10 protein-coding genes are annotated in these 12218 nt (G+C 46.2%); 3 read left to right on the forward strand and 7 right to left on the reverse strand.

All coding sequences use genetic code 11. The annotated features are described in order from the left end of the window. Positions 1-83: 83 nt before the first annotated feature. The 3 genes from L0G63_RS06315 to radC form a co-directional block, all read right to left on the reverse strand. Positions 84-1460: a dicarboxylate/amino acid:cation symporter gene (locus L0G63_RS06315; protein ID WP_301449873.1), complete on the reverse strand. Its 1377-nt coding sequence runs from the start codon at positions 1458-1460 to the stop codon at positions 84-86. 476 nt (positions 1461-1936) lie between these two features. Next, positions 1937-4834 (reverse strand): acyl-CoA dehydrogenase, encoded by a 2898-nt coding sequence (locus L0G63_RS06320; RefSeq protein ID WP_301449874.1) that lies wholly within the window; start codon positions 4832-4834, stop codon positions 1937-1939. Between the two features lie 362 nt (positions 4835-5196). Further along, positions 5197-5880: a DNA repair protein RadC gene (gene radC / locus L0G63_RS06325; RefSeq protein ID WP_301449875.1), complete on the reverse strand. Its 684-nt coding sequence runs from the start codon at positions 5878-5880 to the stop codon at positions 5197-5199. Between the two features lie 128 nt (positions 5881-6008). On the opposite strand from radC, the gene coaBC reads away from it, so the two are divergent. Both coaBC and L0G63_RS06335 read left to right on the forward strand, forming a co-directional pair. Continuing rightward, on the forward strand, positions 6009-7331 hold the full coding sequence (coaBC, locus tag L0G63_RS06330) for a bifunctional phosphopantothenoylcysteine decarboxylase/phosphopantothenate--cysteine ligase CoaBC (RefSeq protein ID WP_301449876.1): 1323 nt from the start codon (positions 6009-6011) through the stop codon (positions 7329-7331). A gap of 75 nt (positions 7332-7406) precedes the next feature. Continuing rightward, a complete protein-coding gene (locus L0G63_RS06335) occupies positions 7407-8189 on the forward strand; it encodes a sulfite exporter TauE/SafE family protein (protein WP_301449877.1) in 783 nt (260 codons plus the stop codon). Positions 8190-8223: 34 nt separating this feature from the next. Here the strand turns inward: L0G63_RS06335 and L0G63_RS06340 are convergent, their stop codons facing one another. The 4 genes from L0G63_RS06340 to L0G63_RS06355 form a co-directional block, all read right to left on the reverse strand. Then, positions 8224-8430: a DUF2905 domain-containing protein gene (locus L0G63_RS06340; RefSeq protein ID WP_301449878.1), complete on the reverse strand. Its 207-nt coding sequence runs from the start codon at positions 8428-8430 to the stop codon at positions 8224-8226. Between the two features lie 71 nt (positions 8431-8501). Continuing rightward, entirely contained in the window at positions 8502-9419 is a 918-nt protein-coding gene (locus L0G63_RS06345; protein WP_301449879.1) for a histone deacetylase, read from the reverse strand. Positions 9420-9506: 87 nt separating this feature from the next. After that, positions 9507-10277 carry a YbjN domain-containing protein gene (locus L0G63_RS06350; RefSeq protein ID WP_301449880.1) on the reverse strand — a complete coding sequence of 257 codons (771 nt, stop codon included), beginning with the start codon at positions 10275-10277 and terminating at the stop codon, positions 9507-9509. 30 nt (positions 10278-10307) lie between these two features. Then, a complete protein-coding gene (locus tag L0G63_RS06355; RefSeq protein ID WP_301449881.1) occupies positions 10308-11417 on the reverse strand; it encodes a hypothetical protein in 1110 nt (369 codons plus the stop codon). Positions 11418-11565: 148 nt separating this feature from the next. Here L0G63_RS06355 and ccmA point away from each other — a divergent pair, with 148 nt between their 5' ends. After that, entirely contained in the window at positions 11566-12195 is a 630-nt protein-coding gene (ccmA, locus tag L0G63_RS06360; RefSeq protein WP_301449882.1) for a heme ABC exporter ATP-binding protein CcmA, read from the forward strand. Positions 12196-12218 lie beyond the last annotated feature (23 nt).

Raw genomic sequence — 12218 nt, forward strand, 5'->3', positions numbered from 1 at the left:
CTAGGTCTTTTTTTCACCTTGCATTTGGTATTGCACTTCATGTGTTAATCTAAGTTTTATGAATGTCTATCTAGCAGAGGTGATTAGTGACGACGGTCAACGTCATCGTATTCGCTGCCCATGATGCCATCGTTCATGACTTTAGAGAACTCACGCTCATTTTCTTCATCGATATGACCGTCAAAGACGTCTTTTGTGCCCGCATTAGGATCGTTGTATAGCGCCAGATCCATTTTACCTTCTGATTTTGCCACGATAGTTGTCACGGCAGCATCACCGCCCACGTTGACAGCCGTACGTAACATATCAAGGATACGGTCCACACCCAAGATCAAGCCAATACCTTCGATTGGCAAGCCAACTTGCGCAAATACCATCGATAGCATGATCAGACCGACACCCGGAACACCAGCTGTACCAATAGAGGCCAGTACTGACATCAAGATAACGGTGAGGTACTCAGTGATACCCAGATCAATCCCATAAATATTGGCGATGAAAATAGTCGCCGTACCTTGCATGATTGCCGTACCATCCATGTTGATGGTGGCACCAAAAGGCACAGTAAAAGAGGCAACTGAGTTATTGACACCCATACGCTTGGTCACCGTACGCAAGGTAATCGGAATCGTCGCGTTCGAGCTTGAGGTACTAAATGCAAAAATCTGAACCTCACGCATTTTGCTCAAGAAGGTTCGGATAGATAGCCCTGAGAAGAGCTTTAGGATAATCATCATAGTGACGAAGAAGTGGAAAGCAAGCGACCCAACCAATACCGCCATATAGCTCAGCAATGACAAAATTAACTCAAAGCCTAGCTCAGACATTGCCTTGGCTAATAGCGCAAACACACCGTAAGGCGCTAGATTCATAATGATCGTCACCATTTTCAAGATGACTTCATTGATAAGCTCTAAGCTTTGAACCAGACCTTTGGCAGGTTTGCCCACCATCAAAATACTAATACCAATAAGGATGGCAAAGAAAATGATCGATAGCATATCGCCATTCGCCATCGCACTAATAGGGTTTGATGGAATAATATTAGAGAAGACATCAAGTAGCGGCGGCGCGGATGCTGCTTCAAACGTGGCTTCAGATTCGATATTCATCCCTTTACCGATGCCAAATAACGCCCCTAATCCAATGGCGGTTGCAATCGCAAGCGCTGTGGTAAGCATATAAACCATAAAGGTTTTGGTACCAATACGCCCAAGCAAACGGATATCACCGATACCACACACACCGCAAATCAGTGAGATAAGTACTAAGGGTACGACCAACATTTTTAGCGAATTGACAAATAGCTTACCAATAATGGCAAAAAGACCATTGGTGATATAAGTATTAACAAAGCTGCCTTCGCCATTTAATCCTGAGTAATTCAAAAATAGACCCAGTACGATACCGATGACCATGGCAACGATAATCTTGCCCGTCAGTCCCATATTTTTCCACATATCCATATCCTTTTTGTGCATAACAGCACTATAGTCAGTCTCACCTCAGCCTATGGATCGGTGTGGGTTTCTCTAACCATAATGCATGTTATGACTATTGAGTTCTTGTGATTATCACTCTATGTCACATTTTCGAGGATAATATAAAAGAATAGTTAAGGGCACTGCAAGATTTTTTTATCATTCAATGTCGTCAGGACGACCCTTGTTACAACTATGTGCCCATAAAATAGTCATTATTTATTCTAAATCGTTTGTTTCTGTTATGAAACAACATATTTATGAAAGACGCTTTAGGATGGCTTGATCTATCAAACCATTGATATTAAAACAACGTTATTGATTTAATATAAAAATAAGTCTTTGTAGGACAAAAAAGCCAGACAATCGCGTCGGGATTGTCTGGCTCTTAGAGGCTGAATGGACTAGGGTAGCTTGCTTTAGTACTTACAAGCCCACGTATTTATATTGACCTTTTATACCTTATCGTCTTCTTTGCGCGGTAGGGTTTCTTGATGACCCAAAGTACTCGTAGAGTGATCGTCCGATGCTGCATCTACGTCATCATCTGGTACGATATGGCGACTATGGTTGTTACTCATACGCTCATGAAGGTGTGACTCTGCATCACGGTGACGATGGTCAAGTGCTTCTGCTTTAGGATTTGATTTTGCAAAATCTGTCTGTGAGGTCATCTCTTTTGCGGTATCTTGTTCGCTGACCAGCTCCACATTACCATCAGTCTCGTAACCATGATTGGGATTGGCATCACCAGTGTGTTGCTCAGTGTCTGTGTCACTGTCAATCTCGTCGCTCATCGGTTGACCATCAACTGGGACACTGTCTTGATTTTTAGACTCTTTTTTTAGCTCAGCATAATTGGTCAGTTGATTGACTGCATTTTCGAGAGTATGTGGATTGTCTCGGTCTTGCGCCTCAGATAAATGCTGATCAAACACATCGGTCAATAATGAATCAAAGCGCATGGCATTATATTGAATCAAGACCTCAGCCTCTTCTTCAGTGATGCTATCGTTTTGACTGGCATGTACCACATGATCTTCAAAGGTTAGCCCCTCAAAGTTGTCTTGATGCTCCGCCTTTTTGAATTTCTGCCACAATGGTTCAATCTCAATCAATGTCTGATACGCGTGCTCCATACGGCCATTGACGTCGTCTGAGTCTGTATTGTAGTAAACCATCGTTTTTAGATAATCGCGGAACGGGTTGGCTGCAAAATCATCCATAAAGGTGTCGCCCAACTGGCATTTTAGCTCATCACTTGCTGGCGTAAAGATACGGCCACTTGGGAAAGTTACAAAGCTCACCACGTTGGCTGCCATACGATTCGGGAAGTTGGCAAAGAAAGACACAAATGCTTCTTGAATCGTATATAAGCTGTTTTGGAGTGCTACTTTGGCATGTAGACGCTCAGATTCTGATTTGCTGCCATGCTCATAAAATTGCAAAATTGCCGTCGCAATGAATAAGTGACTGTGAATATCAGCGAGACGACCAGATAGCATCTCTTTACGTTTGAGATCACCTGCCAATAGACCGAGCGCCATATCCGCAGTTAGGGCAAAGCTTGCGCTTAGGCGGTTGATGTGCTTGTAGTAAGGCCGCGTAAAGCCATCAGCGAAACGGGGCGCATCGCTACTGCCGCCAACGTAGCCGGCAACAAACGCTTTTGCACCGCGGTTGAAGGTATAGCCTAAATGTTTGAAGAAAAGCGTGTCGAATTTTTCAGTCGCTGCTTTTTTATCCTCACTCTGTAGCAGTTGCAGCTCATCGAATAGATAAGGATGACAACGCATCGCGCCTTGACCAAAAATCATCAGCGAGCGGGTCAAAATATTGGCACCCTCAACAGTGATAGATACAGGAATCGCTTGATAAGGTATCGCTAAGAAGTTACGTGGGCCCATCTGTACGGCACGACCACCAACGACATCCATACCATCATTGACCACACTACGCATGGTTTCGGTCGCATAATATTTTGCCATTGCAGTCATGACTGATGGCGTACCGCCTTGGTTTAACCCGCAAGTTACCAAATGACGGAACGCTTCTAACATATAAGTATTACTTGCCATGCGACTGGTGGCGTCCTGTACACCTTCAAATTTACCGACTGAGATTTTGAACTGCTCACGAACTTTTGAGAAAGCGCCGACAGACAGATAAGCCATCTCACTGGCTGAGGTCGATAGAGCAGGCAAGGAGATACCACGACCCACGCCCAAGCACTCCATCAGCATACGCCAGCCGCGGCCAGCGTTTTCGACACCACCAATGATATAATCTAAGGGGATAAAGACATCTTTGCCATCGACCGTACCATTCATAAATGGCGAGCCGATTGGGTTATGACGTGGACCCGTGATAACGCCTTCATGATTGGCAGGGATCAGTGCACAGGTGATACCGTAATCGGTTTTATCTGGATCACCAAGCAGACCTTCAGGATCATGCATCTTAAAAGCCAAACCCACGACAGTAGCGATAGGTGCTAATGTAATCCAGCGTTTGGAGAAGTTCATACGCAAACCAAGTACCTGCTCGCCCTCATGCGAGCCATAACAGACGACGCCTGTGTCAGGAATCGCACCTGCATCAGAGCCTGCCTCAGGTCCAGTCAAACCGAAGCAAGGTACTTCATCACCTTTGGCGAGACCCGGTAGCCAGCGCTGTTTTTGCTCGTCCGTGCCATAGTGCATTAGTAGCTCACCAGGACCGAGCGAATTGGGCACCATACAAGTCACAGCAGCGGTGGGGGAACGTGACGCAATTTTACTCATCACGCGGCTTTGCGCATAAGAGCTAAATTCTAGACCACCAAACTCTTTTGGAATAATTAAACCTAAAAAGCCATTACTTTTGATAAATTGCCACGCTTCAGGTGACAGCTCTTTATCTTTATGCTGGATTTGCCATTCATCGAGCATGGCGCATAACGTTTCTACTTCGTTATCAATGAAGCTTTGCTCTTCCTCTGACAGCTTTGGATAAGGGTAATTGGCAAAAGCCTCCCAATTTGGCGCTCCCATAAACAGCTCTTTTTCCCACCAACTGGTACCAGCATCCAGTGCTTCACGCTCCGTATCACTCATACTTGGCATTGCACCACCCAAAGCCTTATAAACAGGTTTGGTAATGAGTGATTGGCGCAGTGGAGTGATGAGTAAAACCAAGCAAAGCAGCGCGATGGGCACCCCTAAGAGGAGCGACCATGGACTGATAATGGCAGTAACAATAACCGTAATCAGGGCAACAATACTGCCCGTGACTCGTGATAAGGACAGCAAAAAGATGGCCAAGACCACAGCTAATTGAATGATGACTGCCAAAATAAACAAGCCAATTGCCATGACTATCTCCTGTGGGATACTAAATAAAAAGTGTGAAATATAAGAAAATAAAAAGATATGAACCGTTATGATTATTGTTGTGTTTTATAACAAACAGTTCTATCCATATAATAGTTGGCAGCATAAATAACCTTGGTGCTGCTAGCAGACTCTTGTACTGTATACGGCTAAAACAAAAGCGTACTGCGTCAGCTGCCATAGAACAAGCTACTAATATGAAACAGTTGTCGATGACTATCAAGAGCCAAAATGCTACGCTCTGTCGATAATATGTATCAGGTATCATGCCCAATAGACTCTAATGAGTAGGGTTTGCCAAGTAGCTCAAATTTGCTGACCAATTGAGTGGTCAGTGTCATGAACTAACCAAAAGGTATCAGATTGCTTTCGGCATAAGATAAGGTATCGTTACGTCCAACGATGATGTGATCGACCAGTGAGATATCTAGTAGGTCACACGCTTTTTTTAGCTCATAGGTCAGTAGATTGTCAGCAGCTGAGGGCTTGGCATCGGTATGAGGATGGTTATGCGCAATAATGAGCTGGCTAGCCGCGTGGCTTAGTGCGTGCCGGAGTACATGCTTGATACAGACGGAACACGATGAGATACCGCCTGTGAACAGTATCTCAAAGTTTAAAAGGTTCAACGCATTGTCTAGGCACAGTACGGCAAATACCTCACGGTGCTCACCGCGTAACTGGGTGCTGATGTAGTCTTTGACCACTTGCGAGCGCCCAAGTGCTTGACCTGTTTTGAGCTTACTATCCAGATAACGTGTGCCCATCTCGAGCGATGCCAATATCTGAGCGTACTTGGCAGGGCCCATACCATGGCAGGCGAGCACTGTCTGTTTTGGGGCCGCCAATAGCTCCGCTAAGCTACCAAACTGATCAATCAGATGGCGAGCGAGCTCAATGGCTGATTGCGACTGAGTCCCTGTACGCAAAAAGATGGCCAGTATCTCCGCATCAGATAAGTGAGCGGCACCGAACTTCAGTAATTTTTCGCGTGGTCTGTCATCTTCATGCCAGTCTTTAATCGCCATTGCCACTCCTTAAGAATAAATTGCTACTGATTATGTAGGGTAAATACGGAAAATTTTACCCAATTTATCTCATAGTTGTTACTATAAGCGCAATTTTATCTTTTCACTTTTTGATTGAAGCCATGCTTATGTCCAATATTGTGCTTGCTATTACTGGCGGTATCGCCGCTTATAAATCTGCTATATTTGCCCGCTTGTTGATTAAGGCAGGCTTTGATGTGCGCGTGATTATGACGACAGGCGCACAAGCATTTATCACACCGCTGACTCTGCAAGCGTTGACGGGTAATGAGGTGCATGTCTCATTACTCGATGAGCAGGCAGAAGCGGGGATGGGCCACATTGAGCTGGCGAAATGGGCGGACTTGATTGTGATTGCTCCTGCATCTGCCAATACACTGGCACGTCTCGCGATGGGTATGGCCGATGATTTGTTGACGACGGTGTGCCTTGCCACGACAGCGCCAGTCATCATTGCGCCTGCCATGAATCAACAGATGTGGGCGCATCCAGCAGTCAACTTAAACATACAAACCCTGCGTGATATGAGATATCAGATCATTCAGCCAGCCAGCGGTGAGCAGGCATGCGGTGATGTGGGTGCTGGGCGTTTGCCTGAGCCTGAGCAATTGCTGGAGGAGGTGCTTTTGTTCAAAGCGATGAATACGACGCCGCAATTGCTGTCAGGAAAGCGAGTGGTCATTACCGCAGGACCAACGGTAGAGGCAATTGATCCTGTGCGCTATTTGTCTAATCACTCTTCAGGAAAAATGGGCTTTGCGTTGGCACGAGCTTGCGTGGCCGCCGGTGCTGAGGTTGTTTTGATTGCTGGTGGTAAAGTGGCTTTACCGACGCCGCTCAATGTTACGCGGATTGATGTATTGTCTGCCAAAGATATGCTAATCGCTGCCCAACAGTGCGTGGATGGGACGCATAGTGCGCTCCCACTTATCTTTGAGGACGAGCATGATCATTCTCACGAGCACACGCATGACCATTCTCACACCCATGAACATCATGATGATAACCCAATCATCAAAGCAGATATATTTATCTCGACGGCAGCAGTGGCAGATTATCGTACCATCGATGCCGCACCGCAAAAAATCAAAAAAACGCAAGACGCCATGACGCTCAGTCTGGTCAAAAATCCTGACATCCTAGCGACAATCTCTCTTGCGCATCCAGCGCTTTTCGTGGTTGGTTTTGCCGCCGAAACGCAAGATGTCGAGCGTTATGCACGCGGTAAGCTGGCGGCAAAAAATCTGGATATGATTGCTTGTAATGATGTCTCACGAGCAGATATCGGCTTTGCCAGTGATGATAATGCCATGCAGGTGTTTTTCTCTGAGCGCTATGAGCGTGACGCGATAACCCTTGAAAAAGCCAGTAAAGACAAAATCGCTGAGCAGCTAGCCAGTATTATCGGTCAAGCAATCGGTCAACATTAAAATGACTCAGGAGGTAAGTGTACATGGCGTAGTCATGAACACTATGTACACTGGGCCTTACATGGTATCACCACTATGACAAATATAGCTGGCAACGATGACACTCAGATGCTCATTCTAACGTTGGTGTTCGCGATTGCCTCGCTATTGCATGGTATCAGCGGACTTGGCGTGACCTTGGTGACGACTACTGCGCTAGCAAGCATGTATCCGCTGCCGCACGCCATCGTATTGGTTATCTTCCCCTCATTATTGCTCAATACCATGACGTGGCTGGCAGGCGGTGAGCGCAGTGTTTGGCAAAACTTCATTTATTATGGCAGACGCTATTGGCTGCTTGCGCTCACAAGCTTGCTTGGCAGCATCTTGGGTGCTCAGTTGCTGCTGTGGATAAACAGTGCCTATATCCTATTGATGCTGGCGGCGGTCATTGGTTTTTATGTCACCAGTAGCGTGCTGGGCAAACAGATTCGTCTTCCAGATACCAAGCCTGTGTTGATTGTGGTTGGCTTTAGCGCGGGAGTTATTGGCGGCTCGACCAATGCGATGTCGACCATGCTGATGATGTATCTGCTCTCTGCCAGTGATGATAAAAACACCATCGCCAAAGTCGGCAACATGTGTTATTTCTTAGGCAAAGTGGCACAAATTATCGTGTTGCGTGAGCCGATTATGGCACTTACTGGCACCGAGTGGCAGCTGATTGCGATACTGAGCGTGGTCTCGGTCACGGCGCTGCTAGTGGGGATTCGTTTGCGTCGTTATCTACCGCACGCCCGCTTTCGTCAGCTGATTTTGGTGATTATTACCCTGCTGGGTATCCGCGTGGGTTGGCAGGGGATTACCGCGATTTTGTAAAACCAGCCGTTCAGCTTTGTAATATATTAATTGTTTAACGATTAAATAAATTAAGAATAATCGTCGCGACTACACTAACGATTATCATGGTAGCCACTGGGAAATACACCCGCGTATTGCCTGAGGTATGTTTGATATCGCCTGGCAGATTGCCGAGCCACGAAAAGGCATTGGGAAAAACCAGCCAAATGACCCCGACAACCACTAACACGATGCCAATCACAATCAGTATTTTTGCCATATCATCCTCGCCGTCTCTCTTATACCAGCTTTTTAATATCAGCTCTTTTATACCTATTACTTATCCAGCCATTAATCCGCTGCGGTATCAAAAAAGATCTGCTGGGCGAGGCGAAAGGTATTGCAGTGCGCCTCGACCACATCATCGATATCTTCAGAGTAGCCGCCGCCCATCACCACCGCGACAGGGATGCCGGCCTCTTTGGCTTGGCTGAGTACAAAGCGGTCACGCTCATAGCAGCCCTCGCGGGTCAGTGCCAACTTACCCAGCTTGTCCGTTGCCAACACATCGACCGCCGATTGATAAAAAATCATGTCGGGTGCAACCTCAGTAATCAAACGTGGTAGGGTGTCTTTTAATAACCCAAGATACGTCGCATCGTCTGTATCATTATCGAGCTCAATGTCTAGGTCAGAGACTTGTTTGCGAAACGGATAGTTCTTAGCGCCATGCATGCTAAAGACAAACACTCGTGGCTCATCCGCCATGATGCTGGCGTTGCCATTACCTTGGTGTACATCCAAATCGACGATTAAGATTTTGCTGGCTTCCCCGCGATTTAAGAGCAAATTACTGGCGATACAGACATCGTTAAACACACAAAAGCCTTCGCCATGATCGGCAAACGAATGATGCGTGCCCCCTGCGACATTCATCGCAATACCGTATTCTTTGGCATATAACGCGCATTGGTAGGTAGCGTAAGCGATATGCCGTCCGCGCTCCACCAGACGCGGTGTCATCTCAAAGCCAATTGGCCGCGCCTCTTTACGCGGCAGGGTTTGGGTTTTGAGCTTATGCCAGTACTCTGCTGTATGAGTGGTCAAAATCTCCTCTTCGCTTAAGCAGGCAGGGGCAAAGAAGTTATCTTGACTGATCGTGCCCTCGCTCAATAAACGCTCAGGTATCATGGTGTATTTTTGCATGGGAAAGCGATGCTTGTCGGGCACGCTATAGCGAAAAATCTCAGAATAGGCAATTTTTAGCATAAGAATTCTAGCTTAGTATTGATGGTTTTTTGATGAGTAAAAATAGACATAAGCGCTTGCTGTTCGGAGCGTCATCAAATCATTTGGCTATTGAACAAACTGCGTTGGCAAAAAAAACGCCCGCGCATCTGACTGTTGGCGTAGCTCTGTCAGTAATGTCGATATATCGTCAGCAGGATCTTGATTATTAATCAAATCACCAAACAGCTCGCTGGCAACAGTCGTCATTGCCACCACGCTTTGCAATAAATGTTCAATCGTATGATGATCAATCCCAACCGCTTCGACATCGATCGCGTTTTTGTAGCGTATCTCGCCATCATTAACATCCATCTCTAGGTTGCCAATCAGCATGTCATAGTTGATTTGAGTGATGAATAGCATAGCAGCATTCTGATGACTCTCTGGTATCAAAAACGGCAAAATGCCATAGATTGCCAATAGCTTATTTTTCTCTTGAACACGAAACAAATAACCACAGTTCATTTGCTTATGGCGCATCCGCAAAGATAAGTGATGCGACTGCTGGCTGTCATTGGTTTTGGGGCGACAATGCGTGTAGTGCCAATGCTTATCATTGAAGTACTGTTTTAAGCAATCAACGATGGGCGTCTTGTTATGATGTGGTGGGGCTGTGTTTTTTTCATCGGTTTTGAGCGTGGCATCAGGCGTTGGTAATTGATCATTGCCCGAATGAGAGCCGTCTACAGGGCTGATGCTGTCCGCTGCTTGAGTACTGGTATTAGCAGAAGCTATCCTGTTTTTCTTGCTCGCAGCATCAGTTACTGGCTGCGGGGCAGAAGCAGTCAGTAACTGTTTGATTTTTTGCCACAGGCTGAGTTTATCGTGTTGACTCATAATCGTATGCTGACAAGTAAGGGGTGTAAATTAATCGTGATTGAGCGCCAAGCCTTCTTTGATAGCAGGCTGGGTATAAAATGCTTGTAGCATCTCACGAAGATAAGCGCTCAGCCAAGGCGTTTTGATCGCATCAGACACGATCGGTAATAGGGCGGTAGTACATTGTTTCATGGCGGCTTCATCAATGTGCAGACTGGACACGATGGTTGCCATTGTGTCAGAGTGATGGTTGGTATACCACGTCTCAATACTGGCTGATACCAAGCTGTGCAAGTAGGGTGACAGTCGCAGACGATTGTAGCTTTGCTGAATGCTGGCTTCAATATGATCGATGCTGCTATTATCAGGTTCATCGTTCAAGTAGGTTTGTAGCTCGCTAATCGGTTGGTCTTTGATACGATCCCAGCCCATGATGAGCAAACGCGCCACTTCTTGATTTGATAAATGCGCTTGTGCATTGGCCTCAGCTCTGCGCGTCAAATCTTTAATATTACGATGTAAATATGTTTGCAGTTTTTCATCGAGGTTTCTGTTGGTTGCTTTCTCAAACGAGCTGCGGCCAAGCTTCATCAATTTACCAACGCCGCCCGCTTTATCAAGCGTGGTCTCCATAAAATCATTGATCGCATGGTAGAGCGTTTGGGTCAATAAATCAGCAAAAGTTTCATTGCCGACCAACGTATGAATGAGGACATTGCGCTGCTGCTCGTGGCTACCGATATAGTTGGCAAGGGTCTCAACTTGGTTGTCATCGACCAGCTCAGACAAAGGCACATTGTCATTAATAGGGTGATAAATAAGGGTGTGCAAAATGTCACGAATATCTTTGCGCATTACATCAGTCATCGGCTGGTTTAACAGCCAATCTTTCATCAAGTATTGCAAATGGTCACAGGTAATATATTTGCTTAAGGGCTGCGCGCCAAACCATTGCCATGCTTCGAGGGCAAGCGGTTCAGCCTGCTGCAACAACCATTGCTGCATAAAATCAACTTGGGCATCGATCAGGCTATCTATGGTCAAGCGGCTGGTTGATGTCTCTTTTGATAGGCTCATATCAGTAGGGCCGCTTTTGGTATCGGCGTCAGTTGTGTCATTTTGATTGTCTGGTAAAGTCTGCATAGATTTTGAAGTCATATTTTGTGGTTATCGTTTTTTTGAGGTCAGAGTAATCGACAATTTGTTATACTGTGTGTTTGTGGTGATCATAAGGTATTATGCCACGAACCTTGCCTTTGTTTGTGATGAATGTTGACTGCTACTTGATAAATAACCAGAGGTTTTGATGTCGGTTTTGGATACGCCTGTACTTACGCTTGATGAGCTGACGGTTCAACGCGGTGAAATACCGCTGTGTGAAGGGGTTACATTACATCTATCAGCGGGTAGCATTTGTCATCTGATTGGAGCAAATGGTACTGGAAAAACCACGTTGCTTATGCAGCTGGCAGGGTTGTTACCTGTGCTGACAGGGGAGGTGTCTTATCAAGGGCAGTCGTCCTTGCCTATCCAGCCTTTGTATGTCTCGCACCAGCTGGGTATTCATCCAAATCTAACCGTGGCACAAAACCTGACATTTTTATTGAATTTATATGGTATCACGCCAAGCACGACTGATATTGATGATGCGCTGACTTGGGTTGGCCTACAAGGGTTTGAGACCATCAGCTCGAGTCATTTGTCCGCTGGACAGACACGCCGTATTACCCTTGCTAGGTTGTACTTACTGACGCCAGATGTGACACCGCTTTGGCTACTCGATGAGCCCTTTACCGCACTCGATGTCGATATGGTGGCACGTATGGAAGCGCTACTGTGCGATTTTGCTCATGCTGGTGGCTCGATACTGATGACCAGCCATCAAGCCGTTGGTGTTGCCAATCAAATGCTCGACTTGTCTGACTATATGGTATAAGTGCGAGTGCCAGTAGTATCGCC

This window comes from Psychrobacter sp., assembly GCF_030454045.1.
GTDB lineage: Bacteria > Pseudomonadota > Gammaproteobacteria > Pseudomonadales > Moraxellaceae > Psychrobacter.

What these genes read in the sequence shown, in the direction of transcription:
- ccmA (WP_301449882.1), top strand. Translation starts at nt 11,566, where the DNA reads ATGTCGGTTTTGGATACGCCTGTACTTACGCTTGATGAGCTGACGGTT.
- L0G63_RS06355 (WP_301449881.1), bottom strand. Translation starts at nt 11,417, where the DNA reads ATGACTTCAAAATCTATGCAGACTTTACCAGACAATCAAAATGACACA.
- radC (WP_301449875.1), bottom strand. Translation starts at nt 5,880, where the DNA reads ATGGCGATTAAAGACTGGCATGAAGATGACAGACCACGCGAAAAATTA.
- L0G63_RS06320 (WP_301449874.1), bottom strand. Translation starts at nt 4,834, where the DNA reads ATGGCAATTGGCTTGTTTATTTTGGCAGTCATCATTCAATTAGCTGTG.
- L0G63_RS06315 (WP_301449873.1), bottom strand. Translation starts at nt 1,460, where the DNA reads ATGTGGAAAAATATGGGACTGACGGGCAAGATTATCGTTGCCATGGTC.
- L0G63_RS06340 (WP_301449878.1), bottom strand. Translation starts at nt 8,430, where the DNA reads ATGGCAAAAATACTGATTGTGATTGGCATCGTGTTAGTGGTTGTCGGG.
- coaBC (WP_301449876.1), top strand. Translation starts at nt 6,009, where the DNA reads ATGTCCAATATTGTGCTTGCTATTACTGGCGGTATCGCCGCTTATAAA.
- L0G63_RS06335 (WP_301449877.1), top strand. Translation starts at nt 7,407, where the DNA reads ATGACAAATATAGCTGGCAACGATGACACTCAGATGCTCATTCTAACG.
- L0G63_RS06350 (WP_301449880.1), bottom strand. Translation starts at nt 10,277, where the DNA reads ATGAGTCAACACGATAAACTCAGCCTGTGGCAAAAAATCAAACAGTTA.
- L0G63_RS06345 (WP_301449879.1), bottom strand. Translation starts at nt 9,419, where the DNA reads ATGCTAAAAATTGCCTATTCTGAGATTTTTCGCTATAGCGTGCCCGAC.